The organism is Pseudomonas sp. Bc-h (genome assembly GCF_002080045.1).
Classification (GTDB): Bacteria; Pseudomonadota; Gammaproteobacteria; order Pseudomonadales; family Pseudomonadaceae; genus Aquipseudomonas.
On the sequence record NZ_MUIN01000005.1, the window covers coordinates 242,866 to 268,271 of the forward strand.

Genomic DNA, 25,406 nt, shown 5'->3' on the forward strand with positions numbered 1-25,406 from the left:
TGGAATAAAAGCGGATTTCAGAAATGAGAACGCCCCGAGGAATGTCGGGGCGTCAGGGCCAACGATGTGTATTGGCTAAAAACGGTATTTGTGGGAGGGAGCTTGCTCGCGAAAGCATTTTTCCAGCCGCTGCCATCTGACCCACTGCCTTCGCGAGCAAGCTCCCTCCCACAGCGGATGGCGTCAGCCTTGAGTGAGCAGTGGCCGCAGTATCACTCCGGTTTTTCCAGTTCCTCCACCAATGCCCTGAAAAACCGTGCTGCCTCGCCACCGGTCACCGCGCGATGATCGAACGTCAGTGACAGTGGCAGGATTGGATGAACCACCACCTGCCCGTCCACAGCCACCGGCTCTTCGCGGATGCCGCCGGCGCCGATGATCGCCACTTGCGGCGGGACCACCACCGGGTTGGCGTAGCGGCCGAACAGTGTGCCAAAGTTGGACAAGGTTATGGTTGCGCCCATCATTTCTCTTGGCGGAATCGAACGCGCCTTCACGTCCGCGCGCAGGCGGTTCATGCCCTCCTTGAGATCTGCCGCTTCACGATTGCCGACGTCGCGCAGTACCGGCACGAACAAGCCATCCGGGGTGTCGACGGCAATCCCCAGATCGAGGCTGTCGTGATGTTTGATCGACAGCGACTTGCCGTCGAACCAGCTGTTCAACACCGGCTCGACTTTGCACGCCGCCGCCATCGCCTTGCCGATGCGAATCAATGGATCACGCGCCGAGCCCCAGCGATGCAGATCGGCATCGCCAAAGATCGTCACGGGCACCACTTCGGCATGGGACTTGGCCATGTTCAGCGCCATGCTCCGTCGTACGCCGCGCAGCTTCTCGCCGCCGAACTTGTCGCGCTCAGCCTGCGAGGCGCTTTCCACATCGGAGCGCGTGATCAGCCCGTCGCTGCCTGAGCCCGTCAGGGCATTGAGGTCGACCCCGAGTTGCCGCGCCAATTGACGGACAGCCGGAGTCGCGCGGGTGGACATGTGCTCGCGGGTGGATGGCGCGGCACCGACGAAAAACTGATCGTCCTGACTGTTGCCGCCGCCCTCCAATCGCCCGACGACAGTGCCCGCATCGCCCTCGCCTTCGAACGCCATCAACGGTTCACCGACGTGCAGAATGTCGCCATCGCCGCCATACACCTTCGCCACGACGCCATCGTACGGAGCGGGAATATCGACGATGGCCTTGGCGGTTTCAACCGAAACCACCAGTTGATCCGCCTTCACCGTGTCCCCCGCCTTGACGTGCCACTGGACGATTTCCGCTTCCTGCAAGCCTTCGCCCAGATCGGGCAGTTTGAAATATTTCATCGCAAGCCTCCTCGGCCGTCAGGCGAAATTCAGGGCGCTGTCGCAGGCGTGAAGAATGTCTTCGACGCTGGGGATATACAGCTGCTCAAGCCGGTACAGCGGCGGCGGGATGTCCGGCGCGGTGACCCGCTGAATCGGCGCCTGAAGGTCCAGCAGCACACGCTCGTAAAGGCTCGCCGCGATTTCCCCGCCAAGCCCGCCCGAACGCGGGGCTTCGTGAACGATCACGCAGCGGCCGGTTTTGCGCACTGATGCCTCCAGCGTGTCAAGGTCCAGCGGTTTGACGCATGCCACGTCGATCACTTCAGCCGATACACCCTGCTCGGCCAACGCATTCGCGGCCTGCAGGGTCTCGTGAACGCTGGCGCCCCAGCTGATCAGCGTGATGTCGCTGCCCTCGCGCAAAGTGAAACAGGTGTCCAGCGGCAGACGTTTGCCATCGTCAACCAAGGGTTGCGGGTTCATGCGATAGAGCCGGGTTGGCTCGAGAAAGATCACTGGATCAGGATCATCGATGGCCGCCAGCAACAGACCGTATGCGCGGGCGGGTGACGAGGGAATGACCACACGCAGGCCCGGCACATGGGCGAACATCGCTTCGGTGCTTTCGCTGTGATGCTCCGGCGCTCGAATGCCAGCCCCCATCGGAGTGCGCATGACCATCGGGCAACTCAGCCGCCCGCGCGTGCGGTTGCGCATGCGAGCGGCATGGGAAACCAGATGCTCCATGGCGGCATAGATAAAGCCCATGAACTGGATCTCGACCACCGGTTTCAGTCCTTGCGCGGCCATGCCGACGACCAGCCCACCAAGCATGGTTTCCGCCAGCGGCGAGTCGATCACCCGCTTGAAACCAAAGGTGTCGCGCAAACCCTGGGTGGCGCGGAAGACCCCGCCGTTGACGCCGACATCCTCGCCGAGCACCACCACGTTTTCGTCTTCGCTCATGGCTCGGTGCATCGCCATGTTGACCGCTTCGAGGAGGCTCAGCTTTTTGTCTGTGGAAAGATCATTCGCCATGTTCGGCACCTCCGTTACGACGCGCCACACGCTCAAGGAACCACTCGCGTTGGTCAGCCAATGGCGCCGGCCACTTGGCGTAGACGTGATCGATCACCGACTCGGGCGCTTGAATACCCGCACTTTCGAAGTTATCCACAGACTGCTGGACCAGCGCCTGACATTCGGTGATCAGCGCCTGTTCGCGGCCCTCGTCCCAGACACCCTGACTGGCCATGTATGACTGGAGACGCTTGATTGGCTCCTCGAGCCAAGCCTGTTTCACCTCCTCGGCCGCCCGGTAGCGCGTGGCATCGTCAGCGGTGGTGTGATCGCCCAGGCGATAGCTCAGGCACTCCAGCAGCACCGGCCCCTTACCTTTGCGCGCCCGTTCAAGCGCCACCTGCATGCGGTCGTATACGGCAAGGATGTCGTTGCCATCGACCTGCTCGCCATGGAATCCCGCGCCGATGGCTTTTTGTGCCAGGGTCGGCGCACCGCACTGAATCCGCCGGGGCACTGAAATCGCCCACTGGTTGTTGTTGATCACAAACACCACCGGCAATTGCCAGGCGCCCGCGACGTTGAGCGCTTCGAGAAAGTCGCCCTTGCTGGTGGCCCCATCGCCGCAAGTGGTCACGGCCACGCGATGCTCACCGCGAATTTTGAAGGCGCTGGCCACGCCGCAGGCATGCAGCGCCTGGGTCGCGATCGGGACGCAAAGCGGAAAATCCTGCGCCACTCCAGGTTCGGCGTAATCACTGCCCCGCTCGTCGCCGCCCCAATACAGCAGGATTTCTTCCATGCGTACCCCCCGCATCAATTGAACGGCGGTGTCGCGGTAATAAGGGATGAGCACGTCTTGCGGATGCATCAGACTGCCGATAGCGACTCCGATGGCTTCCTGGCCAAGAGTCGGCGCGTAGGTGCCGATGCGACCCGTGCGTTGCAACGCAACCGCCTTTTGGTCGAAAAGCCGGGTCAACACCATTTGGCGATAGAGACGGGTGAGAAGGTTGAAGTCATCTGCCCAAGGGGGAAGTTCTCCGGTCAGGCGACCGTCGGGGGACAGATAACGGGTGTACGCAAGATCGATCTTGTTATTGGACATTGCACACTCCTGGACACGCGCTACGCCATCGGGATGCACGCGTGATGGTCACAACTCGCCACTTGTGGTCGCGAGCCTGGTTCGAGAACCGCCGGTGAGGCGCTTACTCGATGTTGAGCAGGCGTTCTGCCAGTGCATCGGCTACCCGCGCGGGTGAGCGCTTCTCGGCCTGTGCATGGGCAAATACTTCAGTCAGCCGTCTTCCTATCTGAGACAGATGCGCGGTGATGGTGTTCTGGTTTTCTCCCTGATGTTGTAGCGCGACGTAGATCAATCCGCCGGAATTGATCACGTAGTCGGGTGCGTAGAGGATGCCTCGTGACTCGAGCTGATCGGCAATCGCCGCGCAGCTGAGCTGATTGTTGGCGCCACCGGCCACGGCCGCGCAGCGCAACTTGGTGACACTGTGGCTGTTGAGCACGCCGCCCAGTCCGCACGGCGCAAGGATGTCGCACGGGGTGCTGAGCAGTGCTTCGCTTGCAACCGGTTTGGCGCCCATCTGCTCCATCGCCAGCTGCACCTTGCCGCTGTCCAGATCCGCCACCAGCAACTCCGCGCCTGCCGCATGAAGCTGCTCGGCCAAGGCCCAACCCACATGGCCCAATCCCTGGATCGCCACCCGCAGTCCTTCCAGATTATCGCTGCCCAGCCGTGCCATCGCGGTCGTGCGAATGCCGGCGTACAACCCCATGGCGGTATATGCCGAAGGGTCGCCCGATTCGGTAGTGCTGGTGACGTGCTGGGTGTATTGAGCGATGCAGTCCATGTCTTCGCTGGAGGTGCCGCTGTCCATCGCGGTGATGTAACGGCCATCGAGTGTCTGGATGAAGCGACCGAACGCTTCGAACAGCGCGGCGCGATCCGGCACATGGGCAGGACGCAGGATGACAGCCGTTCCGCCGCCCAGCGACAAACCCGCCAAGACGGCCTTGTAGCTCATGTTCCTCGCCAATTGGATAGCGTCTTCGATTGCGCTCTCTTCGTTTGGATAGGACAGATAGCGACAGCCGCCCAGAGCAGGGCCCTTCTGACTGCTGTGAATCGCGATCACGGCTTTGAGGCAGGTCTGTGAGTCGACGATCATGTGCAGCGATTGAACGCGTGAGCTTTGCATGAGAGCGAACATAGGCAGTGCTCCCTTTTTTTGTATTGCGAGTATAGGCGCTGGCAGAAAAAACGGCGGACCAGTCCGATATATCCAGATAAGCCGTAGCGGTTTACACGGCATAACACTTCACTCGGCAATCGGCACTGGACGAACCCCTTCGCCAGGGCTACAACGGATCATCCCGGAACCGCATTTCAGACGCCTGATCCGCTCGGAGAAGTCGATGAATCCACGCCAACAATGCCTGGACTGTCTGCAACGTATGCCTTCTTCTATCTTCGAGGCGGCGCTGTGGATATCTGTCGAGCACGATGCCCAAGTCGAACCTGAGCAGAGCCTTGAGCTGATCGCAGAGCTACAACGCCGGATCAGCTCTGCCCTGCCGCTGTTACCCGCCGCCGAACTTGCCCAACCGCTGTTGCGGCACATGGCGACCATCGGTTTTCAACAGGATGACGTCGCCCAGCCCAGACCGCAGGTCGCGCTCCTGCATAAAGTGTTGGAACGTCGCCGCGGTCAGCCGTTGGGGTTGGCGATGATCGCGCTGGAGCTCGCCCGACGCCTGGAAATACCGCTGGAGGGTGTGAATTTTCCCGGACACTTTCTGCTTCGGGTACCAGGAGCCGACCACTCGCTCGATCCATGCGACGGCCGCCGGCTATACCCCAAGGATTGCCGCGAACTGCTGTTGCGGCAGTTCGGGCCAGACATGCCGCTAAAGGTTGAACACATGCGCACGGCGACACCCCAGGCGATGCTCCAACGTTTGTCGCGCAATTTGCGTCATTTGCATCAGATCAACGATGAGCTGTTGCCGGCGCTCAAAGATGCCAATCGCGTGCTGGAACTGGGGCAGGCCAACACCAGCGACTATCTCGCCCGTGCCAGCCTGTATCAAACTCTGGAATGCCCCCAGGCCGAGCGGTTCGACCTGGAGCATGCGTTGTTGTTGAGCGACGATCCCGTGCAGCGGATCAGGTTGACCCAGCGGCTGGTTCAGTTGCCGTCGGGGAGAGCGGTGCATTAGGCCGGAACAGGAAACGAGCGGCCAAGCTCAAGCTTGTTCCAGGCCCAAAGGCCTGCGCGACTGGCGACTGCTTTTGCCAGACCCTGCCCCCCCGCAACGAACGCTCGCACGCTATCCCCGCCGGACACGAGCCCTAGCACGCCAAACACAAAAAGCGGGAGCGCGGTTGCCCTGTCTCCCGCAGCGTAGGCATCGAACGCTTCAATGAAGGTGACTGTTGTAGAAAGCACCCCCCAAGCGAAACTGGCGACGGGAAATGGCAATAGCAAAATTGTGCCGGTCCAACGGATGATGCGCCATGCTAAAGCCCACCGTTTCTCAGCCACGCTCTCGATCTTGCTATCAGCATCAGCAATCATTCGCCCGATCATGTCGCCGTAGATTTGCTGCGCATCGATGATTCGTGCTTCCGGACGATTCACAATCCTGATGTCCCCCGGATCGGATTTCTTGCCTCGAAGCAAATCATCGTAGAAGGTACCCACCGAAGGCTGCCCTTTGTAAGCGACACGGTTATAGTAATAACTTCTCATGGTGCCCGACGCCAGCAAGTCGGCATAGTCGGTCAATGGCCTGAAGCTGATACCGTCAGGGGAGTCAGGGGTGTAGAGCAGATTGTAATCGCGGTCGCTCGTGCTGAAATCCCGGAATATATAAACGCCTTCGATGATCCTGCCTGCAATCTTGAATGCAGAGACACAACTGGTCTCGTTGCTCTGCACGTCAGGGGCGGACTGATTGAGCCCGATAATGGTCTGTCGCACCCAGGAGTATTGAGGGTCGCTGAGGCTACCGTTCAGAAATGCTTTCAATGACCGGCGCATCATGTCGTATTGCACACGCTTTGCCATAACGGCTCTTCGCCGATAGTAAACGGGGCTTTGACGCCCTAAAAACGCACTGGTGAGAAAGTCCATATAACCAGCGCCCAGGTCAGCGGTTTCGACTTGTTGACTCAGGAACCCGATGAAGCCTTCTGGGAGTTTTGTGACATCGAGGCCGGTCGAGGAATACAGGTGAATCTGTGGACGGTACTTCAGAATGTCTTCACTGCCGAACATCATCAGGTCGGTCACATTCTGCAGTTCAGTATAAGCACTGAAGTCTGGACTCTCCTGATAAGGAAGACCTAGACCCACGTACAGCGTATCCGGATCAATGACGCGTTTATAACCCTGTCGACTCAGAAATTGATTGAGAATTCTGGAGGTTTGGCTGTGTACGTAGTCTCTGAGAGAAGTAAGACCGGGGCTGAGCCTGACGAATTCGGCATTGAGTGCCTCCATCCGCGCCTCCATCAACGCCAAGATCGACAGATTCGCAAACGACGTTTGATGAATTTTGGCTGGCAACGCTTGCTTTAGTGCATCGACCGTTCGCAGTGCCTTGGCGCTGACCAGTTGGGACAAGTCACGTTCGTAATCACCCCCGGTACAACGCATGAGGACACAACTGTCCGGCCCCCAAAGAACAGGCTTCAACAAGACATTACTGATGAACGCGTTACTGGCGCCCTCGCCAGGCCCGGCTAGTTGTTCATGCACATAGGCACAACCGGATTCCGTCGTCAGCCATCCTCCAACACCGAAACACAGTTGGCGCCAGGAGGAGAATTCGAAAAAATCCTGGCCATTCGAAGCGCCGGGCGCATAAAGCACATAGTGCTCGTCGCTATCGGTTTTTCTTCAAAGACGATCAGGTCCTTGAAACGGGCACCGGTCTCGGCCAGATGCAAACTGCCCATGTTGTACTGAACGCCCGCTGTGCTTGCGTCAGCGCGAATCATATGAATTAGATCACGACTGCGATCTTGCCTTATGTGCCCTTGCATCAACGCCGCCCATGCTCCCAGCGCGATAGCACTGTCGCGGTGATGGGTCATCGCACGTAAGGTTTCTTCGTTCGTATAGCGTTCTCGCAGCAATGCCTCATAGCGCTGGGGCAAGTTCAGTTCGTCAATCATTGCTCTCACAAAACTATCGGAGAACTCAGCATGGAGATGGACAGGCGCAGGGGAGACTTCCATCGTTCCATCGATGGCTGGAATGCCCTTAACTGCGTACTCCAGCAGCGATTTGCGATAGGTCATGTCCAACATCTCACCATCGTCCAACTCCATGCTGTCTCTCAAAGTGAGTTGAACGTCATTCGGATCGATGAAGCAGCCAAAGTGGCGGTGGATGTAGCCGGTGATTTCGTCATGGGCGAAGACGTTGATGGACTCAACACCTTTGAGCAAGCCGTCGACTGTGTTCTTTCGCTCCTGATGAGCCTTCTCAAGCGCCATCAGGTAATCCTTTTTCTCTTGGTCTGCGTACCGGCGCCAGTGCGGTTGTACAAGTTCTTCCATTTCCTGCGTCAGTGCATTGAAACGGCGCCCCATGGCGTCATCCACATGAGCGCAGACCTGCACCCGGTCAAGATCGGCATGAAAGGCGGCCGCGACCGACTCCTTGCGACGCAACAGAAACTGGAAATCTTCCATCTGTTTGTGCTGCACGGCCTGGACGTGCAAGTTCAGAAGCGGATCGTCCGTGGCTTCGAACTGCCAGGCGTCTGGAGTAATGGTTTCTCCGCCAGTTAACCGGGCCTGGTCTTCCAACAACATAAGGTCTCTCAGGCAGTGCTCGCAGTCTGGTTTGCTAATGCGCATGCTCAACGCTTCGCGCAACTCGTCCATAGACTCGAAACGCTCGATCCCCGCGCTGGGCATGACCAGAAACACGCCCCCCGACAAACCCGTCGGGTTGTGCACAGGCTCACTGACCACATATACCGACGGCATCATGATCAGTGTTCCGTCAGTCGCAACGCCGCTTAAAGCAAATACGCCCTCAGTCGACTCACCGGACACTGCGCTATTCAAACGATCCTGTTCGGCAGAAGACAACCTCTGAGCATATCCACACAACGTGATTTCACTCATCAATGCACTGCGCTTTTGCTCGATCAAAATCTGCTCAGTGCTTGCGAAACGCTCAGGGTCGCCGGGATGATCAACCTTCGTAGACCAAAGTTTTGTGAGGTCCGTGCGGTATGAACTGACCAGTCTCTTCGCCACCCACTCTACGGTTTCCAGTAGTTCCTGGTTTTGAACGGCCGTCACGGCATGCGCGGGATCAAGCGAATCGATACGGGTATAAAAAGCACCCTCTCTGAACTCGGCCAGAGAAGTGTGAGGACGGACGAGCTCAATCAGTAAATCGGTCATCGAGATCGAAGAAAACGAGCTGTTCATCAAGCGGCGATTAAAGAAGATCGCATCGGGGTTGAAAATCGCCAGTCCAGTCCGTCGCCCGATATTTTCCAGACGAGGCCTGAGCATGAGGGTGGCCTTTTCACGAAATGACTGATTTTGCGTCAGGATATGCTGGCAACCGGCACTGGCCTCGGTAATGGCTGCCATATGCAGGGTGATCTGTTCGAAGGTCTCGGATGCAACGGGGGAGGCAACAGATAAATCGTTCATGGGTACAGCTCCAAGGTAACTCGCTCGCCCCCTTCCAGCGTCCAGCCAGTAGGTCGTTCAGACAAGCGACAAAAAATCGAGTCGCTATAAAACCCGCTCTAGCGTCCGACGTTGCGATAAATATGTATTAAATGCCAAGCGGGGTGCGACGCTACCTGTAGGAAGCGATCGCTGGTCAGCTCGGAACTTATTCGACATTGTTGCCGCCCGGGTAAAACTGCATGTCGCAAACCGCTATGTTTACCCTCCGCTCAAAGCCCTACCATTGACTCACTTCGCGGCCGCCCTCGCCGCGAACTGGAAGTTCGTTTTCTTTCGTCTGGTCATGAACATGTGCCAGGCCTCTGAACGATCTCCCCGGACGTAGATTTTCAAGCTCCTGGATCTGACGTCTTGTTTAGCCGCTGCCGCTGCAGCGGCTTTTTTTTTGGATTATCTGGATCGAGTAAATGATGGCGCGGTGATACCGAGCAGGCGTTGTCGTCGTTTTACATGGCTTCGGGACTTTCTCAGAAACGTCCCACGTGGTTTCGAGCCAGGATCCTACGGACTCTTATACACTCATATGTTTAAACGTTAGTCATCGAAGCGAAACGGAGTTTGAATTCCACGCGACGATAAACAACAAAAATGACTAACGGAGTTTCATCATGGACAAGAAGAAAATCGTGGCACTTATGCTGGCAATCAGTTTGGGGTCATTGGTGGGCAGCGTTGCAGCCGAGCCTGTGGCAAATAAACTGAATTTCTGTGCCAAACGCTCGGGGTCGATTTCGTCCGGTACAGTGGCCGCAGGGCAACAAGGCGTGATTTACGGACCATACACTGTCACCTGCGGGACGACCTCACATCATTTCAATGTCAGAGGCGCATCAGGGCAGCTTCCGGTGATCGTCCAGCGCCTTCAAGGTGGAAGTTGGGCCTCAGTGACATCGCCTACCTATGATCCTTCCGGGCGTTTCGGCGCAGGCACGTTCAGGCTGTTGCTCGATAATATGCATGGCCGCAACTCTGTCAGCTATACCGGCGGTTTCACCGTGCCGATGTAACGTAACCGGCCTGGGTACTGCGTAAGCAGCCCAGGCCACCCAGCAATTGCATTAGATCCGAATATTCACCAGTGACCTTTCGCGAGGAGCCTTGGCATGTTCTTCCAGAGCAATCATTACAGATATAGAAGTTTTCAACTCTACAAGGGCGCCTTTTGCAAAGTCATTACCCTCTGCGATTACATCTCGGAGCACACCGAGTTGTTTGTCGAAAAACGCATAAGCATCGACCTGTCGGTCCATGTTTATCTGTCGACCTTGAGCATCAAATTGAGCATCGATTCCAGCAATGACGCCAACAAGATCACCATCAATTATTCCCTTATCAGCCAGTATCATAGCGATGTCTCGCAGCTCAATGATGCTGGTCCTCCTAGGATCAAACCCCACAAGACTGATGTTCAATCCCTCCAGCTTTTTAACATTCGGAATATCCTTGTCCGCCCAGTACTGCCGAACCTTTTGCTTCACTGCTTCTTCATTCGGACTGAGCCCTGATTTGACATTGAATCGTTTGTCGGGCACCGGGGCGTACACCCTCAAACGCTGCTGAACTTTGCTCAAATTCCCGATCATAAATCCTCCGAAGATCAAATTGACCTTCAGGGACTGTCGGGAGACCAGACGCTTAATTGAGGCAAAAACAGCGAAGACGGAATCATTGCCTTACTTAAAGAACAATCCCACATCAAGCCAGATAAACTTCCTACAAAAATGGCCAATACGCTCACTCGCATCGGCCGCTCTCAACCGCGGATTGAGCTCAGCCCGCGAACTTCTGCAAATTCGCCATCATTTCTTTCAGCGCTTCAACGTTGTCCGCTGGGTGTGCCGCACCGTCAAAGTCGCCAATGCTGCCCCACTGGGCTGCGACATCCTCAGGCGTAAAACCTTCACGAGGGTCGAAACCGGCACCCAGGCTTCGCTCCCAGCGCACTTTCCCGATCCAGCCGCCGCCGACCTCAAAGAGCCCGGAGGTGTCCTGGCACTGTTCGCTGCCCAGATACACCACCAATGGGCTGACCAGTTCAGGTTTGAGCAGCTCGAAGACGCTGGCGGGGATCAGGCCTTCGGTCATGCGCGTGCCACCCGTAGGCGCGATGGCGTTGACCAGAATGTTGTTCTTGCGGCCTTCCAATGCCAGCGTGCGGGTCAAACCGTAGAGACCCAGTTTGGCCATGCCGTAGTTGGACTGCCCGAAGTTGCCGTAAATGCCCGACGTCGACGACGTGAAGATCACCCGGCCGTAATTCTGTTCACGCAAGTGCGGCCAGGCGGCGTGAGTGACTTTGTAGGCGCCTTCGACATGGACGCGATACACCAGATCCCAGTCGGCATCCTCCATCTTGGCGAAACTCTTGTCGCGCAAGATCCCGGCATTGTTGACCACAACGTCGATTCGCCCAAACGCATCAAGCGCATTCTGTACGATCTTGTCGCCATCGGTGACCGAGTCATGGTTGGCCACGGCCTGGCCGCCCAACTCGCGGATTTGCGCCACAACGCGGTCGGCAGCAGAAGCGTTGGCACCCTCGCCGTGGGCCGAACCGCCCAGGTCATTGACCACCACGCGCGCGCCATGGCGGGCGAACAGCAAGGCGTGCGCTCGCCCCAGTCCGCCCCCAGCGCCAGTGACGATCACCACTTTGTCTTCGAAACGTACCGGCTCACTCATGTCGCTTCCCCTCAATGATGGCGCTCGTTCTTGCAGCCCGGAATCCGGGAGACTCTGGCTCGGCAGAGGGATCAAGAACGCGCTGAACAGTCATCGAGTGTCAACCAGTCATCGACTGGTCACAATCAACACGAGGCACTCTGAATAGTGCTTGATAACGCAAAGGGATGATTGGTGGCGGGATCGTTCTGAGTGACCCGCGCAACAGCGATCGCCGGGCGAAACCCGGTGACGGCCGCGCGGAATTCTTCATAGAACCGCAAGACCAGCGCTGGGGCCTCGGTCTGCGGGTAACGGCCGACGGTTGGGATCAATACTGTGTCGGGATTGGGCACCAGTTCGCGATAGCGCTCGACCATATGTCTGCCGGAAACCGGGTCTGCGGCGCCGTTAATGAAACGCATCGGCACCCGGCCCTGCTGCATCGCGTGCACCCAACGCTCACGCTGAACGATGCGTTCCGGAATATAGCTGATCAAGCGATAAAGAATGTGATGACCACGATTGGCAGCGATCAGACTCCAGAAATCGTCCAGTTCACTTTCGCTGGGGCGGGTATCGGGTCCGAAAATCCGGCTGAAATCCCGGTCGAGGCTGTCACGATCGAACATTCGCCCAATCAACCGGCCCAGAGGACTGAGCAGTAGCTTCTGCACCAGCAAAGGGCGATGCGCCTCGGGGAACAGCCCGCCGTTGAGAAACGCGCAGCTTGCCATGTCGAAACTGCCTTCGCCGTCGCGCGCCAACAGCTCCTGTGCAACGCTATCGCCGTAATCATGGGCCAGCACATGCACAGGCTGTTGGATTTCCAGGTGGTCGAGCAATGCCTGCTGCAAGTCGGCCTGCTCTAAAAGACTGTAACGGTGATCACGGGGCTTATCGGAATCGCCGAAGCCGAGCATGTCGCACGCGATCACCCGGTATTGCCGCGATAACGGCTGCCATAAGTAGTGCCAATCCCAACTGGCGGTAGGAAAACCATGCAGCAACAACAAGGGCTCTCCCTGACCCGCGACCCAGTAGCGGATGTTGTGCCCACGAAACACGAAATCGTGTCCGCGGGTACGCCACACGCTCAGAGGGATTTCAGCGAGCCTCATTACTGCGCGTACCCCGGCGAGAACTGATCGAGTTTGCGCAACAGCGCAGGCCAGGCCAATTGCCCTCCCATGCCTTCAGCGCTGCGCGTGACACCGGCAATCATCGCCTTGGCGCCTGCCAGAATCTGCCCGTCGATGGGAATCAGTTCAGCCCCGCCGCCTTGCGCCAGCACCTGGATTTCGCACGCGCGCTGGAAGGTGAACATCATCAGGAAGGTGTCGGCGATACTCGAGCCGCAGGTCAGCAGGCCGTGGTTGTTGAGCATCAGGAAATTGCAATTGCCCAGATCCGCCTGCAACCGCGCCTTTTCCTCATGGTTGAGTGCCACCCCTTCGTAAGCGTGACAGGCGAGGCTCGCCAGCACGAACAAAGACTGCTGACTGATCGGCAGTACGCCCTGCTTCTGCGCCGAGACCGCAACGCCCGCTGCGGTGTGCGTGTGCATGACACACATCACATCGTGGCGCACCTCGTGCACCGCGCTGTGGATCGTGTAGCCAGCGGGGTTGATGTCGTAAGGGCTGTCCATGAGCTTCTTGCCGGACTGATCGACCTTGACCAGGCTCGATGCAGTGATCTCGTGAAACATCAGGCCATAAGGGTTAATCAGGAAGTCTTCGGTGCCCGGTACCTTGGCCGAAATATGCGTGAAAATCAGGTCATCCCAGCCGTGCATGGCGACCAGGCGATAGCAGGCGGCAAGATCGACCCGCGCCTGCCATTCGGCGGCGCTGACATGATCCTTCACGGTGGAATTGATATGGCTGACGGTATCAGTGACAACCTGTGCGACTTTCACGATCGGCTTTCCTCGGCGGTTATTCTGCTCTAATGGATCAGCAGTCTAGTCACCGGCCGAGGAAGCGGTACTTGCCTTCGCAGCCACCTTAATGGCCCGGCGAGTCAGCACCTGTCCCAGTGCTCTGGATCGGTCTTCTCAGAGCATCCAGACCAATAAGGGCGCAGCAAAAAGGTTGAGCAATCCAGTGAGTACCATGACCAACCCGGCCACCGAACCCTCTTCGCCGCCCACCTCCCGCGCACGACTCACACCGGCCCCATGAGCACCGACGCCAAACAGTGCGCCACGGGCCAGTGCCGTGCGCAAAGGCAGCCACTTGAGCAAAACGCCACCGAGCGCCGCACCGAATACGCCAGTGCACATCACGAACACCGCGGTGAGTTCCGGCACCCCACCGAGGTCGTGCGCCAACGGCATGGCGAACGGCGTAGTGATCGAGCGCGGCACCAGTGACATCGCCACCGAACTGTCCAGCGCAAGTAACCTGGATAGCCCGAATGAACTGGCAATAGAGGCGGCACTGCCGGCCAGCATGCCGATTAATAACGCGGGCCAGTGACGCGCGAGCAATGCGCGCTGCTGCCAGATGGGAATGGCGAACGCCACGGTGACCGGACCCAACACCAGCATCAACCAATGGGTATTGGTGGAATATTCGGCATAGGCGGTATGCATGGGTACGGCGATGGCCAGCAGAACAGTCGGTACCAGAATCAACGGCGACAACAGATACTGCCCCGTTCGACGGTACAGCCAGCGGCTGGTGACATAGGCCGAGACGGTCATCAGCAGCCAGAAGATCGGCATCGGCTCCAGTTTCATGCCCTGCCGTCCTGAGAACGATCTTTCAGGCGGCAGACCATCTCCACCGTAAACGCTGTGACCAACATGACCATCAAGGTGCTGCAGCCGATCACCAGCATGATCCGCCAGCCCTCGTTCCGAACCAGCGTGCCGTAGTCCAGCAAGCTCATGAGAGGCGGAATGAAGAACAGCAGCATCTCAGCCAGCAACAGACCAGCGCCGGTTTGCAACGTGGCAGGTTTCACAAGGCCGGTAGCGAAGGTCAGCAGCAATAGCGCAAGGCCGATCACCCCGCCGGGAATCGGCAGGTTGAGCCACAGCGATATCTCGCAACCGACTTGATATATCGCGAGCAGAACCAACAGTTCTACCACCAGCCGCGCGAGACGAGACAAACGTTTCATGATCTTTGAGCCCTCAGAGGGCCTCAGTTTATCGACTCACCCTTTATCCCAAAAACGAATTGTTCGACTCGTGAATATTCCAATACGGAATTCCTCAAGGCACACTATCGCCACTTCTTATACAACCTGGCTTTGCCCGTTATGGAATTCAAACAGCTGCGCAGTTTCATCGAAGTGGTACGTGAAGGCGGCTTTACCCAGGCGGCCAGAACGCTGTTCATCAGCCAATCTGCGGTCAGCAAACAGGTGGCGCAGCTTGAGGAAAGCCTCGGGGTCACTTTGCTTGATCGTCACGGCTCGCAGGTCACGCTGACCGCCGCGGGCAAAGTGGTGCTGCATCGCGCCGAAGAAATGCTCATTTTGCGTAACGGCCTGATTCGCGAACTGGACGACCTGAGCACGCTGGCCCGGGGGGAGTTGCGTCTGGGCTTGCCGATGCTAGGCAGCGATACATTGTTTGCCAAGGCCTTCGCCGAGTACCGGCGGCTGTATCCCAACGTCACCATCCACTTGATGGAGGGCGGCAGCCGTGCCATTGAGCAAGCGGTGATGAGCGGCGAACTGGAAATCGGTGGCAGCCTGACCCCGGACGACCCCGCCTTCGCCCACCAGCCATTCTGCGACGAGCCACTGGACGCGCTGCTGCCCGCCGATCATCCCCTCGCACATCTGAAGGAAGTGGAACTGGCGCAACTGGCCGACACGCCCTTCCTGCTTTATCAGCGCAGTTTCGTGCTCAATGACAGACTGCTGCAGGCTTGTCAGCAGGTGGGCTTCACGCCTAAAGAAGGCGGACGCAGCGGGCAGGCGGACTTCCTCGCAGCACTGGTCGCGGCGGGACAAGGCGTGGTGCTGCTGCCGCAAGTGGTGGCGCGGGCGCTGGTCCGCCCCGGGGTTGTGCATGTGACGCTCAAGGCGCCGAAGAACCTGCGCTGGGACATTGCCTTCATCTGGCGAGAAGGCGCTTACCTGTCCAAAGCTGCGCAGGCCTGGCTGGCGCTGATTCGAAAATAGGCAGCGCCTGTATGAGCAATCAGGCGCCGAGCTTGCTGACGAATTCTGCCAGCCAGGGCTCGGCATCGCTTTCCGGGGTCACGGTTTCGCTGGCATCCAGACGCAGCATCTCCAGCACCTCGCGGATGCCCAGCTCCATGAACAATTCGCGCATTTGCTCTCCGCCGCCACAAAAGGTGTCGCCATAACTGGCATCCCCCAAGGCGATCACACCACCCGGCAGCCCACGCCAGGCGGCGGGCAGGATGTCGCGAATCTGCGAGTACAGCGGCTGCAGATTATCCGGCAACTCACCCAGACCTGTGGTCGAGGTCACCGCCAGAAAGGCCTCGGGGGCAAAGGCTTGCAGGTCGGCAAGGCTGGCGCGAGGGTTGAACAGGACCTCGTGACCTGCGTCCTTGATGATCTGCTGGGCGTGACGCGCGACTTCTTCGGCCGAGCCGTACACCGAGCCCGAAACAATGGCGACTTTCATTCTGTGATCCTGTGACTGACTAAAATCGTGCGGCATTATGCCCCACGCGAGCGCAATGTCTTAGAATGCCGGCTTTGCGGTTTCACTCTGGAAAGGCTTGATGATCAACGCAAAGCTGATGCAACTGGTAGTCGACGCGTCGAATGACGGTATCGTGATCGCCGAACATGAGGGTGACGATACCATTCTCATTTATGCCAACACGGCGTTCGAGCGTTTGACCGGTTTCAGCACAGACGAGGTCCTTTATCAGGACTGCCGCTTTCTGCAGGGCGACGACCGCGATCAACTGGCACGCCGGGTAATCCGTGAAGCGCTGAAGAAAGGCCAGCCCTGCCGTCAGATTCTGCGCAACTATCGCAAGGACGGGACGTCTTTCTGGAATGAGCTGTCGATCACCCCGGTGTTCAATGACGCGGAAAAAGCCATGTATTTCATTGGCATCCAAAAGGACGTGACCGAGCAGGTGCTGGCGCAGCAAAAAGTTGTCGAATTGCAAGCCGAACTGGCGCAAGCTCGCTTAGAAATTGCGGCGTTAAAGCGGTAACATCGTGTAACTGACGAACGGCAGCAACCAAAGAGCGAATTTAGTGTCTGCTTTTTCAATAACCGGTTAATCGAGCTTGACCATGCCGCGCGACAATATCCTCACGCAGGATGAGCTGGATTTCATCCAGAACATGCAGCACAACCCCAAGCTGAATCTGCGCGACAAATCCCGCAGTCTGGTGGTTAACGGTGGCGTTCAGATCCAGGATCTGCTGACGCGACTGGCTGCGCATGAGCAAGTCACGATTCAGGCGCAGTTCGATAATCAGCAGATGACCTTTCCGCTGCATCTGGTTGAAGACGAGTTCCATGCGCTGCATCTGGAACTGGGTGCCCCCAGCATCTTTGAAGAAGGCCCGCGCATTCGTCCGTGGCGCCTGACGCTGCCCGAACCGGTCGCGCTGGAAACTGAAAAAGGTTCGCTGACCGCGTTATGGGTCCACGAGATTTCCTTCAAGGGGATCCTGCTGGAGATCCGCAAGAAGACCAAACCGCCCAAATACTTTTCCGCCTGGTTCACCCCCGTCGGTCTGGCCCCCATCGCCCTGCGCGGGACCTTTGAGCGCCTGACAGAACACGGCCTGGCTGCGTATCGTCTGAGCCAGAACAGCAAGGAAGACACCGAGCGCCTGCGCCAGTACATCCTTCAGGAACACCGCAAGATCCACCCTTCGATGCACCTCTAAAGGCAACGTTCAGGTCCAGTTGCCCTCAGGTATCGAGGCGCCCCGCCAGATACTGCTGCAAACGTCGCTGCATCAGCATTGCGTTGCTCCCCAGACAGCCGATCGCCGAACCTTGGAGGCTCTCCTGCATCATGTCAGCCAACTCGCCCGCCAACAACATCGGGCAATCGAGGCTTAGCCCGAGGCGGATCAAACGTTTCGGCAAATCGCTGGTGGGCCGTTCGTTGGAAAACAGCACCAGCGCATCCGGGCGCATCTTGCCGCACACCAGCGCTAACTCACCTAATGGCTGCCCCGGCGCCAATACGCTGATCGCCACTTGCGGTGTGCCCATCAACAAACCGGCGACCCACAACTCCAGTTCCCGGCAGGAGCCTGGCATTGCGACCAGCAACACACGATGTTCAGCAGCATTTCGCTGGAGTTGCACACTCTGCAGGGCCCGAGCGCGCAGGAAGCTGTCCAGAAACAGCCATTCGCTGAACTGCCCAAACGCATCTCGGCGCTCCGTAAACTCGTGCCAGACAGGCATAAGCAAGTCTTCGAAGGCCTCTGCGGGCGAGTACCTGGCCACGATCTGATCATAGAGTTGATACAGACGCCCTTCGTCGAAGTCGTTGACCGTCTGGCGCAATTGCGCCTGCAAGGCCTGTTGCCAGGCGCTATCGATCAGGCGTTGAGGCCCAGCGGCTCTGGCTTCCATATCGCGAGTGGCCGCGAGAATGCGCCCGACCTTGCTCACCGCCACGCCGCGCTCGACCCAGCCCATGATGCTGCGGATCGTGTTGATGTCAGTCTGGGAATAAAGACGGTGCCCGCCCTCGGTGCGGGTCGGAGTGATCAACCCGTAACGACGTTCCCAGGCCCGCAGCGTGACCGGATTGACACCGGTCAGGCGCGATACCTCACGGATGGGAAACAATGCTTCATGGCGGTCTGATGGTGAGCGGACCAGTTGATTCATCAGAATGGCTGTCGTCAGGCAAAAGAAGCGTCGATTGTAACGCCGCCGTTGAGCATCTGGTTGCCTGAAACCGGCAAACACTTCTGGCTTTACGCGCAGATTCAGGAATAATCCTTGCTTGCTTTTTCCAACGAAGCAGACGCAACGCCAACACCCCGGCGTTACGCCATGTGATTTCCCTACCCGGGAACCTCACTCGTCTATCGGAGATACACAATGTCTACCTCACCCGTCACGCTGATGGTTGCCCGTCGCGTCGCCCACGGCCGCTATCAGGAACTGATTGCCTGGCTGCACGAAGGCGAACAACTGGCTACCGATTTCCCCGGCTACCTGGGTTCTGGCGTACTCGCACCGCCTCCGGGAGACGACGAATTCCAGATCATTTTCCGTTTCGCCGATGAAGCCACCATGCACGCATGGGAGCATTCTGCTTCCCGGCGCTCCTGGTTGGTGCGCGGCAGCGGGTTGTTCGCGAAGAATTCCGTGCATCGTGTGCGAGGCATGGATGGCTGGTTCGGCACCGTCGGTCAGCGCCCTCCCCGCTGGAAACAGGCCGTTGCCATCTGGCTGGCGTTTTTTCCCGTTTCGCTGATCTTCAACTACGTGCTCGGCCCGCTGCTGGCGCAGTTCGAGCTGCTGCCGCGGATCATGATCAGCACCCTGATTCTCACACCACTGATGGTTTTCTGGTTCATTCCGCTGTCGACACATCTGCTGTCCGGCTGGTTGCACAGCAACACTCAGGTGCCGGTCGCACCGGCCGAGTCGGCGTCTACCCGATAACCGACAGCGCGAATATCGCTGGAGTGCGCAAACCGGTGGGAGGGAGCTTGCTCGCGAAGACGGCGTTCCGGTCGATGAAGACATATCGACTGTAGCGGCCCTTCGCGAGCAAGCTCCCTCCCACAATGATTTGTGTCAGCAACAGATTCCCTTTACGCCACTTACGGCCCACCCACAGTTGTACCTCACTGACCGTTGGGTTAACTTTGCCCCACACGGTCGAACTCTGATGGCGCAATGAAAGCAATTGCCACCTGACCCTCCGCCCACCAGCCACACCCCTTTCCTCTTTCCTGATTAACGCGTGAGCAGCCCATGGCGTCTTCCCTCGCTCCTGTCCTGATCACTGGCGCCGGCCAGCGCGTCGGTCTGCATTGCGCGGAACGACTGCTGAGCGAAGGCCAGCCGGTGATCATCAGTTACCGCAGCGAACGCCCCGGCGTGCAGCATCTCAAGGCGCTGGGTGCGGTCACGATTCAGGCGGACTTTTCGTCGGAGCAAAGCGTGATGGCCTTCATCGCGCAGGTGAAGAACCAGACCGACAGCCTGCGGGCAGTCGTGCATAACGCTTCTGAATGGCTGGCGGAAACAGAAGGTAACGAAGGCGAGGCCTTCACGCGCATGTTCAACGTGCACATGCTCGCCCCCTACCTGATCAACCTGCATTGTGCCGAGCTGCTGCGGCGCTCGAAGACGGCAGACATTGTCCATATCAGTGACGACGTAACACGCAAGGGCAGCAGCAAACACATCGCGTACTGCGCGAGCAAGGCGGGGATGGAAAGCCTGACGTTGTCGTTCGCCGCCAAATTCGCGCCGGCCATCAAGGTCAATGGCATCGCTCCGGCGATGCTGATGTTCCAACCCGAGGACGACGCTGATTATCGCGTTCGAACCCTGGCCAAATCGGCAATGGGTCTGGAACCCGGCGCCGAAGTGATCTACCAGAGCCTGCGCTACCTGCTGGACAACCCCTACGTCACCGGTACCACCCTGACCGTAAACGGTGGACGGCACGTCAAGTAAGCCGCCCCGAGGATTTTTTTGATGACTTTGTCACTGCCACAGCACTACCGCGAAATCCTTGTCGGCCTGGGCGAAGACCCGGATCGCGAAGGCCTGCTGGATACCCCCAAGCGCGCGGCCAAGGCCATGCAGTATCTGTGTCATGGCTATGACCAGACGCTGGAAGAAATCGTCAATGGCGCACTCTTTGCCTCCGACAACGACGAAATGGTGATCGTAAAGGACATCGAGCTGTATTCGCTGTGCGAACACCACCTGTTGCCGTTCATTGGCAAGGCTCACGTCGCCTATATGCCAACGGGCAAAGTGTTGGGCCTGTCGAAAATCGCGCGCATCGTCGATATGTACGCCCGTCGTCTGCAGATTCAGGAAAACCTGACCCGGCAGATTGCCGACGCGGTGCAAAGCGTAACCCAGGCTGCCGGCGTGGCCGTGGTCATCGAAGCCCAGCACATGTGCATGATGATGCGCGGCGTTGAAAAGCAGAACTCGACGATGAACACCTCGGTGATGCTCGGCGCCTTTCGCGAATCGACCACGACCCGGATGGAATTCCTGCAACTGATCAAACGGAGCAAGTAGCCCATGGCAAGACTTGAACCAGGCACCGCACGCATTCGGGTCAAGGACCTGTGCCTGCGTACCTACATTGGCATTAACGAAGACGAGATCCTCAACAAACAGGACGTTCTGATCAACCTGACGATCCTGTATGCGGCGCAGGAAGCGGTGCGCGATAACGACATCGACCACGCGCTCAACTACCGGACCATCACCAAGGCAATCATTCAGCATGTGGAAAGCAATCGCTTCGCCCTGCTGGAGCGCCTGACTCAGGAAGTGCTCGACCTGGTAATGAGCCACGACGCCGTGCAGTACGCGGAGGTGGAAGTCGACAAGCCCCACGCCCTGCGTTTTGCCGAGTCGGTGTCGATTACCCTGGCCGCAGAGCGCTGAGCGCCCTTAGAATCCGCATCAACTTTTTTTCACGTAGAGCCCGTCATGACCGAGCAACAACGCCTCGAACTCGAAGCCGCCGCCTTCCGTCGTCTGGTCGCCCATCTCGACAGCCGCAAGGACGTGCAGAATATCGACCTGATGAACCTCTCCGGCTTCTGCCGCAACTGCCTGTCCAAGTGGTACAAGGCTGCCGCCGACGAGAAACAAGTCGACATCACCCTCGATGACGCTCGCGAAGTGGTTTACGGCATGCCGTACAGCGAGTGGAAAACCCTCTACCAGAAAGAAGCCAGCGCCGAGCAGAGCGCCGCGTTCGCCAAGGAAAAGAAGCATGACTGACCTGAACACCCTGCGCGCCAGCCTCAAGAGTGGCGAGCACGCTTTCGCCGACACGCTGGCATTCGTCGCCGCACACTACGACTACCAGCCTCAGGCATTCAGCAACGGTCCGGTGGAAAATGCCGCTGGCCAGAACGAAGGCTCGTGCAAGACCTTGGGTCTGGCACTCCTCGAAGGCTTGAGCGACGAAGAAGCGCTGCTCGCCTTCGGCGAGCACTATCGTTCGGTGGTCGCCACGCCGGAGGGCAGCGATCACGGCAACATCCGCGCGCTGATCGGCCATGGCCTGGCCGGTGTGAAATTCAGCGCTCAGCCATTGACCCGCAAAGCCTGATTCCCAGACACAAAAAAACCGGCCCTTGAGCCGGTTTTTTCGTTTTGCAACACCTGATCAGAACGAAGCGTTCGCCAGGCCGTCCAGATAACGCTCGACGTCCAGTGCAGCCATGCAGCCTGCGCCAGCGGAGGTGATTGCCTGACGGTAAACGTGGTCAGCCACGTCGCCTGCTGCGAACACACCTTCGACGCTGGTAGCTGTCGCATTACCTTCGCGACCGCCCTGAACCACCATGTAGCCGTCTTTGAGTGCCAGTTGGCCGTCGAACAACGAGGTGTTCGGGGTGTGGCCGATGGCGATGAACACGCCGTCGACTTTCAGCTGCGAAGTACTACCGTCGTTGTTCTTCAGGCGAGCACCGGTCACACCCATGTTGTCGCCCAGCACTTCGTCCAGCGTCGAGTTGAGCTTGAGCTCGATCTTGCCTTCGGCGACACGTGCGTGCAGCTTGTCGATCAGGATTTTCTCGGCGCGGAAAGTCTCGCGACGGTGAACCAGAGTCACCTTGCTGGCGATGTTGGCCAGGTACAGCGCTTCTTCGACTGCAGTGTTACCACCACCGACGACCGCGACAGGCTTGTTGCGATAGAAGAAACCATCACAGGTCGCACAGGCCGAAACGCCCTTGCCCATGAACGCCTCTTCGGACGGCAGACCCAGGTAGCGAGCGCTGGCGCCGGTGGCGATGATCAGCGCGTCGCAAGTGTAGGTGCCGCTGTCGCCCTTGAGGGTGAATGGCTTGCCGGCCAGGTCAACGGAATTGATGTGGTCGAACACGATTTCGGTCTCGAAGCGCTCGGCGTGCTCGCGCATGCGCTCCATCAGTACCGGACCAGTCAGGCCATGGGGGTCGCCCGGCCAGTTGTCGACTTCGGTAGTGGTGGTCAGCTGACCACCTGCCTGCATGCCGGTGATCAGCAGAGGCTTGAGGTTGGCGCGTGCCGCATAGACCGCAGCGCTGTAACCGGCAGGGCCGGAGCCGAGAATAATCACTCGGGAATGACGTACATCAGACATGACACACTCCTATTGACCGGCCATCGTTACGTGTGGTCGGAGTTACTGTGGTCGAAACCGGCGCACCGGCAGGGACAAAACAAGGATCGGCGACGTTTGAAAAAACCGCTCGCCAGTCCCGAAATCTGGAAGCTGCGACCGAAGCCGCAGCGACGGTATTACAAGCTCTTGGCGTTCTCGGCCAGGTAGTCGGCAACGCCCGAAGCGTCAGCCTTCATGCCTTTCTGGCCTGGACGCCAGCCAGCCGGGCAGACTTCGCCGTGCTGTTCGGTGAACTGCAGTGCTTCGACCAGACGAACCATGTCGTCTACGTCGCGACCCAGTGGCAGGTTGTTCACAACCTGGTGCTGAACCACGCCAGCCTGGTCGATCAGGAACGAACCGCGCAGCGCAACGCCGTCTTCGTGTTCGATACCGTAGGCGCGAGTGATCTCGTGCTTGATGTCGGCAACCATGGTGAACTGGACCGGGCCGATGCCGCCCTTTTCAACCGGGGTGTTGCGCCATGCGGCGTGGGTGAAATGCGAGTCGACGGAAACGCCAACCACTTCAACGCCCAGGTCGCGGAATTTAGCGATGCGGTTGTCGTGCGCGATGATTTCCGACGGGCATACGAACGTGAAGTCCAGAGGCCAGAAGAACAGCACGACGTATTTGCCACGCAGAGAGGACAGCTGGAAGCTGTCGACGATCGAACCGTCACCCAGGACTGCCGCTGCGGTGAAATCAGGGGCTTGTTTGTTTACCAGAACGCTCATTAAGACTCCTTCGAGGTTCAAAGTGAATGGGAATAGGTCTAAAAGTTGCCCGCAAGCTTATCGGGGCGGCGAAGATTAAGGAAATATCGTTTCACAATCCAGTTCATAGACCGCACCTATTCCGACAAACTGTTGCGCTAGCCCTGTTGATAGACGCTACCTGCGCAAGATTGTTTCGGGGAATGTCCCGGCGCTGATCCGGCTACCGCGCTCGAGACAAAGCCGGTAAGGTCGGCGCGATTTCAATGTATGGAGGCACCCATGCCTGCACCCGCTCTGTCCGGCCCGCAATACCTGCGCGAAGGCTTGAAACTGGTCCTCAGCCCAAGCCTGCGCCTGTTCGTCCTGCTGCCACTGACCATCAATCTGGTGTTGTTCAGCGCGCTGATCTATTTCGCCGGCCACGAATTCGGCATGTGGGTGGACTCGTTCATGCCCACGCTGCCCAGTTGGCTGAGTTTCCTCAATTACATCCTCTGGCCGCTGTTTGTCGTGCTGGTGGTGCTGATGATTTTCTTTACCTTCACCATGATCGCCAACGTTATCGCAGCCCCCTTCAACGGTTTTCTTTCGGAAAAGGTCGAAGTAGTGCTACGCGGCACCGATGACTTTCCGGCTTTCAGTTGGGGCGAACTGATCGAGATGATCCCGCGCACTCTCAGTCGCGAGATGCGCAAACTGGGCTATTTCCTGCCCCGTGCCATCGGCCTGTTCATCCTGTCGTGGATCCCGGTGGTCAACATCATCGCCGCGCCGCTGTGGCTGTTGTTCGGCGTCTGGATGATGGCGATCCAGTACATCGACTACCCGGCGGACAACCATAAAATGAGCTGGCAGGACATGCTCGCCTGGCTGCGCGCCAAGCGCTGGCAGAGCATGAGCTTCGGCGGCATCGTGTACCTGGTGCTGCTGATTCCGGTGGTCAACATCCTGATGATGCCTGCGGCGGTGGCAGGGGCGACGCTGTTCTGGGTGCGTGAACGCGGGGCTGAAACGCTCGCAGAGCGGATTCGCTGAATATGATGTGGAAAAGGCCTCGATAGAGGCCTTTTTTGCGTTCACGCCCCATCCCGAAAAATCGGGAACAGTCCTACAAAAGTGTTCTCTACATCTCACGCATCACCTGTTCAACCATGGGCCTCCCTTTCAGGCGCGGTAACGCGCTCGACATCAGGAGTGCCAAGACCATGGAAACACACCGTATAAATGCAGCGACCTCCAACACCTCATTGCCGACTTCAACCCTGCTCCCGCAGACACCCAAGACAGAACCTACCGCCCCAAAATTCATGCACGCACTTACCGAAGCGATTGAAACCGTTACGTCGAAAACCCTGCACAGCGAACCCGCCACCTTGTCGAGGCTGGTAAAACCCCGATCTCATCTGGATCTGGTAAGTCTCAATCCCATCCAGACGAGTTACGTGCCTGAGGCGGCTGCCTTGGAACGGGTCGGAAAGTCCCGGATCCTGCCGTTTGCCTTGAGCGGCTAAGAGAGCGCGGTTTGCGGTCAGACCTGTCAGCGGTGGACTCCAGCACCCTGACAGGCCGGCGCCGGAAAGATGTCCAGCGGCTTTTCTGCCCATTGTTCAACAGTCACAAATCCATCACCCAACCGCCACACAAG

At 58.3% G+C, this 25,406-nt stretch carries 29 protein-coding genes; 13 read left to right on the forward strand and 16 right to left on the reverse strand.

All coding sequences use genetic code 11. The annotated features are described in order from the left end of the window. Positions 1-212: 212 nt before the first annotated feature. The 4 genes from BWR59_RS09930 to BWR59_RS09945 form a co-directional block, all read right to left on the reverse strand. A complete protein-coding gene (locus BWR59_RS09930) occupies positions 213-1,319 on the reverse strand; it encodes a dihydrolipoamide acetyltransferase family protein (protein WP_081565463.1) in 1,107 nt (368 codons plus the stop codon). An 18-nt stretch (positions 1,320-1,337) separates the two neighbouring features. Then, positions 1,338-2,339 carry an alpha-ketoacid dehydrogenase subunit beta gene (locus BWR59_RS09935; protein WP_081565464.1) on the reverse strand — a complete coding sequence of 334 codons (1,002 nt, stop codon included), beginning with the start codon at positions 2,337-2,339 and terminating at the stop codon, positions 1,338-1,340. Then, positions 2,329-3,429, reverse strand: a complete 1,101-nt coding sequence (gene pdhA, locus BWR59_RS09940) for a pyruvate dehydrogenase (acetyl-transferring) E1 component subunit alpha (protein ID WP_081565465.1) — start codon at positions 3,427-3,429, stop codon at positions 2,329-2,331. Before pdhA ends, BWR59_RS09935 begins: the two co-directional genes overlap by 11 nt. 103 nt (positions 3,430-3,532) lie before the next feature. Then, positions 3,533-4,555: a Glu/Leu/Phe/Val dehydrogenase dimerization domain-containing protein gene (locus BWR59_RS09945; protein WP_081565466.1), complete on the reverse strand. Its 1,023-nt coding sequence runs from the start codon at positions 4,553-4,555 to the stop codon at positions 3,533-3,535. A 205-nt stretch (positions 4,556-4,760) separates the two neighbouring features. On the opposite strand from BWR59_RS09945, the gene BWR59_RS09950 reads away from it, so the two are divergent. Beyond that, positions 4,761-5,564, forward strand: coding sequence for a transglutaminase family protein (locus BWR59_RS09950; protein ID WP_081565467.1), 804 nt, complete (start codon positions 4,761-4,763; stop codon positions 5,562-5,564). Here the strand turns inward: BWR59_RS09950 and BWR59_RS09955 are convergent. After that, positions 5,561-7,222, reverse strand: a complete 1,662-nt coding sequence (locus tag BWR59_RS09955; protein ID WP_143490805.1) for a DUF6543 domain-containing protein — start codon at positions 7,220-7,222, stop codon at positions 5,561-5,563. The two genes, BWR59_RS09950 and BWR59_RS09955, sit on opposite strands and share 4 nt — an antisense overlap. After that, positions 7,132-9,033 (reverse strand): DUF6543 domain-containing protein, encoded by a 1,902-nt coding sequence (locus BWR59_RS09960; protein ID WP_081565469.1) that lies wholly within the window; start codon positions 9,031-9,033, stop codon positions 7,132-7,134. The genes BWR59_RS09955 and BWR59_RS09960 overlap by 91 nt, the downstream gene beginning before the upstream one ends. 650 nt (positions 9,034-9,683) lie before the next feature. On the opposite strand from BWR59_RS09960, the gene BWR59_RS09965 reads away from it, so the two are divergent. Then, on the forward strand, positions 9,684-10,082 hold the full coding sequence (locus tag BWR59_RS09965; RefSeq protein ID WP_081565470.1) for a hypothetical protein: 399 nt from the start codon (positions 9,684-9,686) through the stop codon (positions 10,080-10,082). Positions 10,083-10,133: 51 nt separating this feature from the next. On the opposite strand, the gene BWR59_RS09970 is transcribed toward BWR59_RS09965, so the two are convergent. From BWR59_RS09970 to BWR59_RS09995, 6 genes are all read right to left on the reverse strand, one after another. After that, entirely contained in the window at positions 10,134-10,658 is a 525-nt protein-coding gene (locus BWR59_RS09970; RefSeq protein WP_081565471.1) for a hypothetical protein, read from the reverse strand. Positions 10,659-10,845: 187 nt separating this feature from the next. Further along, the gene (locus tag BWR59_RS09975) at positions 10,846-11,757 is read right to left on the reverse strand and encodes an SDR family oxidoreductase (RefSeq protein WP_081565472.1); all 912 of its coding nucleotides are present in this window, start codon (positions 11,755-11,757) and stop codon (positions 10,846-10,848) included. Between the two features lie 125 nt (positions 11,758-11,882). After that, the gene (locus BWR59_RS09980) at positions 11,883-12,857 is read right to left on the reverse strand and encodes an alpha/beta hydrolase (RefSeq protein WP_081565473.1); all 975 of its coding nucleotides are present in this window, start codon (positions 12,855-12,857) and stop codon (positions 11,883-11,885) included. Beyond that, on the reverse strand, positions 12,857-13,618 hold the full coding sequence (locus BWR59_RS09985) for a class II aldolase/adducin family protein (RefSeq protein WP_168184475.1): 762 nt from the start codon (positions 13,616-13,618) through the stop codon (positions 12,857-12,859). The genes BWR59_RS09980 and BWR59_RS09985 overlap by 1 nt, the downstream gene beginning before the upstream one ends. Positions 13,619-13,795: 177 nt before the next feature. Continuing rightward, complete coding sequence (locus tag BWR59_RS09990; RefSeq protein WP_081565475.1) at positions 13,796-14,482, reverse strand: LrgB family protein; 687 nt, start codon at positions 14,480-14,482, stop codon at positions 13,796-13,798. Next, entirely contained in the window at positions 14,479-14,868 is a 390-nt protein-coding gene (locus BWR59_RS09995; RefSeq protein WP_081565476.1) for a CidA/LrgA family protein, read from the reverse strand. Before BWR59_RS09995 ends, BWR59_RS09990 begins: the two co-directional genes overlap by 4 nt. A 141-nt stretch (positions 14,869-15,009) precedes the next feature. Here BWR59_RS09995 and BWR59_RS10000 point away from each other — a divergent pair, with 141 nt between their 5' ends. Beyond that, a complete protein-coding gene (locus BWR59_RS10000) occupies positions 15,010-15,882 on the forward strand; it encodes a LysR family transcriptional regulator (RefSeq protein WP_081565477.1) in 873 nt (290 codons plus the stop codon). A gap of 19 nt (positions 15,883-15,901) precedes the next feature. On the opposite strand, the gene BWR59_RS10005 is transcribed toward BWR59_RS10000, so the two are convergent. Next, positions 15,902-16,357 carry a flavodoxin gene (locus BWR59_RS10005; RefSeq protein WP_081565478.1) on the reverse strand — a complete coding sequence of 152 codons (456 nt, stop codon included), beginning with the start codon at positions 16,355-16,357 and terminating at the stop codon, positions 15,902-15,904. A 100-nt stretch (positions 16,358-16,457) separates the two neighbouring features. Between BWR59_RS10005 and BWR59_RS10010 the strand changes: the two genes are divergently transcribed. Both BWR59_RS10010 and BWR59_RS10015 read left to right on the forward strand, forming a co-directional pair. Beyond that, a complete protein-coding gene (locus BWR59_RS10010) occupies positions 16,458-16,904 on the forward strand; it encodes a PAS domain-containing protein (RefSeq protein WP_081565479.1) in 447 nt (148 codons plus the stop codon). An 82-nt stretch (positions 16,905-16,986) separates the two neighbouring features. Then, complete coding sequence (locus BWR59_RS10015; protein ID WP_081565480.1) at positions 16,987-17,592, forward strand: hypothetical protein; 606 nt, start codon at positions 16,987-16,989, stop codon at positions 17,590-17,592. 25 nt (positions 17,593-17,617) lie between these two features. On the opposite strand, the gene BWR59_RS10020 is transcribed toward BWR59_RS10015, so the two are convergent. Then, the gene (locus tag BWR59_RS10020; RefSeq protein ID WP_081565592.1) at positions 17,618-18,556 is read right to left on the reverse strand and encodes a MerR family transcriptional regulator; all 939 of its coding nucleotides are present in this window, start codon (positions 18,554-18,556) and stop codon (positions 17,618-17,620) included. Between the two features lie 216 nt (positions 18,557-18,772). Between BWR59_RS10020 and BWR59_RS10025 the strand changes: the two genes are divergently transcribed. The 6 genes from BWR59_RS10025 to BWR59_RS10055 all read left to right on the forward strand — a co-directional run bounded on the left by BWR59_RS10025 (position 18,773) and on the right by BWR59_RS10055 (position 22,001). Further along, positions 18,773-19,342: an antibiotic biosynthesis monooxygenase gene (locus tag BWR59_RS10025; RefSeq protein ID WP_081565481.1), complete on the forward strand. Its 570-nt coding sequence runs from the start codon at positions 18,773-18,775 to the stop codon at positions 19,340-19,342. Between the two features lie 315 nt (positions 19,343-19,657). Next, positions 19,658-20,368 (forward strand): dihydromonapterin reductase, encoded by a 711-nt coding sequence (folM, locus tag BWR59_RS10035; RefSeq protein ID WP_081565483.1) that lies wholly within the window; start codon positions 19,658-19,660, stop codon positions 20,366-20,368. 21 nt (positions 20,369-20,389) lie between these two features. Continuing rightward, entirely contained in the window at positions 20,390-20,950 is a 561-nt protein-coding gene (gene folE / locus BWR59_RS10040) for a GTP cyclohydrolase I FolE (protein ID WP_081565484.1), read from the forward strand. Positions 20,951-20,953: 3 nt separating this feature from the next. Continuing rightward, positions 20,954-21,325, forward strand: a complete 372-nt coding sequence (gene folX / locus BWR59_RS10045) for a dihydroneopterin triphosphate 2'-epimerase (protein ID WP_062386812.1) — start codon at positions 20,954-20,956, stop codon at positions 21,323-21,325. 45 nt (positions 21,326-21,370) lie between these two features. After that, positions 21,371-21,667 (forward strand): DUF1244 domain-containing protein, encoded by a 297-nt coding sequence (locus tag BWR59_RS10050; protein WP_081565485.1) that lies wholly within the window; start codon positions 21,371-21,373, stop codon positions 21,665-21,667. Further along, complete coding sequence (locus BWR59_RS10055) at positions 21,660-22,001, forward strand: HopJ type III effector protein (RefSeq protein WP_081565486.1); 342 nt, start codon at positions 21,660-21,662, stop codon at positions 21,999-22,001. Before BWR59_RS10050 ends, BWR59_RS10055 begins: the two co-directional genes overlap by 8 nt. Positions 22,002-22,058: 57 nt before the next feature. Here BWR59_RS10055 and trxB read toward each other — a convergent pair whose 3' ends face one another. Both trxB and BWR59_RS10065 read right to left on the reverse strand, forming a co-directional pair. Then, positions 22,059-23,021, reverse strand: coding sequence for a thioredoxin-disulfide reductase (trxB, locus tag BWR59_RS10060; protein ID WP_081565487.1), 963 nt, complete (start codon positions 23,019-23,021; stop codon positions 22,059-22,061). 158 nt (positions 23,022-23,179) lie between these two features. Then, the gene (locus tag BWR59_RS10065) at positions 23,180-23,779 is read right to left on the reverse strand and encodes a peroxiredoxin (RefSeq protein ID WP_074753598.1); all 600 of its coding nucleotides are present in this window, start codon (positions 23,777-23,779) and stop codon (positions 23,180-23,182) included. Positions 23,780-24,040: 261 nt separating this feature from the next. Here BWR59_RS10065 and cysZ point away from each other — a divergent pair, with 261 nt between their 5' ends. Together cysZ and BWR59_RS10075 are read left to right on the forward strand one after the other, a co-directional pair. Beyond that, positions 24,041-24,796 carry a sulfate transporter CysZ gene (cysZ, locus tag BWR59_RS10070; protein WP_081565488.1) on the forward strand — a complete coding sequence of 252 codons (756 nt, stop codon included), beginning with the start codon at positions 24,041-24,043 and terminating at the stop codon, positions 24,794-24,796. Between the two features lie 170 nt (positions 24,797-24,966). Then, entirely contained in the window at positions 24,967-25,272 is a 306-nt protein-coding gene (locus BWR59_RS10075; RefSeq protein WP_081565489.1) for a hypothetical protein, read from the forward strand. Positions 25,273-25,406 lie beyond the last annotated feature (134 nt).

Excerpts from the sequence above, each read along its gene's own strand:
- BWR59_RS09930 (WP_081565463.1), bottom strand. The coding sequence starts at position 1,319 with ATGAAATATTTCAAACTGCCCGATCTGGGCGAAGGCTTGCAGGAAGCG.
- BWR59_RS09935 (WP_081565464.1), bottom strand. The coding sequence starts at position 2,339 with ATGGCGAATGATCTTTCCACAGACAAAAAGCTGAGCCTCCTCGAAGCG.
- pdhA (WP_081565465.1), bottom strand. The coding sequence starts at position 3,429 with ATGTCCAATAACAAGATCGATCTTGCGTACACCCGTTATCTGTCCCCC.
- BWR59_RS09945 (WP_081565466.1), bottom strand. The coding sequence starts at position 4,555 with ATGTTCGCTCTCATGCAAAGCTCACGCGTTCAATCGCTGCACATGATC.
- BWR59_RS09950 (WP_081565467.1), top strand. The coding sequence starts at position 4,761 with ATGAATCCACGCCAACAATGCCTGGACTGTCTGCAACGTATGCCTTCT.
- BWR59_RS09960 (WP_081565469.1), bottom strand. The coding sequence starts at position 9,033 with ATGAACGATTTATCTGTTGCCTCCCCCGTTGCATCCGAGACCTTCGAA.
- BWR59_RS09965 (WP_081565470.1), top strand. The coding sequence starts at position 9,684 with ATGGACAAGAAGAAAATCGTGGCACTTATGCTGGCAATCAGTTTGGGG.
- BWR59_RS09970 (WP_081565471.1), bottom strand. The coding sequence starts at position 10,658 with ATGATCGGGAATTTGAGCAAAGTTCAGCAGCGTTTGAGGGTGTACGCC.
- BWR59_RS09975 (WP_081565472.1), bottom strand. The coding sequence starts at position 11,757 with ATGAGTGAGCCGGTACGTTTCGAAGACAAAGTGGTGATCGTCACTGGC.
- BWR59_RS09980 (WP_081565473.1), bottom strand. The coding sequence starts at position 12,857 with ATGAGGCTCGCTGAAATCCCTCTGAGCGTGTGGCGTACCCGCGGACAC.
- BWR59_RS09990 (WP_081565475.1), bottom strand. The coding sequence starts at position 14,482 with ATGAAACTGGAGCCGATGCCGATCTTCTGGCTGCTGATGACCGTCTCG.
- BWR59_RS09995 (WP_081565476.1), bottom strand. The coding sequence starts at position 14,868 with ATGAAACGTTTGTCTCGTCTCGCGCGGCTGGTGGTAGAACTGTTGGTT.
- BWR59_RS10000 (WP_081565477.1), top strand. The coding sequence starts at position 15,010 with ATGGAATTCAAACAGCTGCGCAGTTTCATCGAAGTGGTACGTGAAGGC.
- BWR59_RS10005 (WP_081565478.1), bottom strand. The coding sequence starts at position 16,357 with ATGAAAGTCGCCATTGTTTCGGGCTCGGTGTACGGCTCGGCCGAAGAA.
- BWR59_RS10010 (WP_081565479.1), top strand. The coding sequence starts at position 16,458 with ATGATCAACGCAAAGCTGATGCAACTGGTAGTCGACGCGTCGAATGAC.
- BWR59_RS10015 (WP_081565480.1), top strand. The coding sequence starts at position 16,987 with ATGCCGCGCGACAATATCCTCACGCAGGATGAGCTGGATTTCATCCAG.
- BWR59_RS10020 (WP_081565592.1), bottom strand. The coding sequence starts at position 18,556 with ATGAATCAACTGGTCCGCTCACCATCAGACCGCCATGAAGCATTGTTT.
- BWR59_RS10025 (WP_081565481.1), top strand. The coding sequence starts at position 18,773 with ATGTCTACCTCACCCGTCACGCTGATGGTTGCCCGTCGCGTCGCCCAC.
- folM (WP_081565483.1), top strand. The coding sequence starts at position 19,658 with ATGGCGTCTTCCCTCGCTCCTGTCCTGATCACTGGCGCCGGCCAGCGC.
- folE (WP_081565484.1), top strand. The coding sequence starts at position 20,390 with ATGACTTTGTCACTGCCACAGCACTACCGCGAAATCCTTGTCGGCCTG.
- folX (WP_062386812.1), top strand. The coding sequence starts at position 20,954 with ATGGCAAGACTTGAACCAGGCACCGCACGCATTCGGGTCAAGGACCTG.
- BWR59_RS10050 (WP_081565485.1), top strand. The coding sequence starts at position 21,371 with ATGACCGAGCAACAACGCCTCGAACTCGAAGCCGCCGCCTTCCGTCGT.
- BWR59_RS10055 (WP_081565486.1), top strand. The coding sequence starts at position 21,660 with ATGACTGACCTGAACACCCTGCGCGCCAGCCTCAAGAGTGGCGAGCAC.
- trxB (WP_081565487.1), bottom strand. The coding sequence starts at position 23,021 with ATGTCTGATGTACGTCATTCCCGAGTGATTATTCTCGGCTCCGGCCCT.
- BWR59_RS10065 (WP_074753598.1), bottom strand. The coding sequence starts at position 23,779 with ATGAGCGTTCTGGTAAACAAACAAGCCCCTGATTTCACCGCAGCGGCA.
- cysZ (WP_081565488.1), top strand. The coding sequence starts at position 24,041 with ATGCCTGCACCCGCTCTGTCCGGCCCGCAATACCTGCGCGAAGGCTTG.
- BWR59_RS10075 (WP_081565489.1), top strand. The coding sequence starts at position 24,967 with ATGGAAACACACCGTATAAATGCAGCGACCTCCAACACCTCATTGCCG.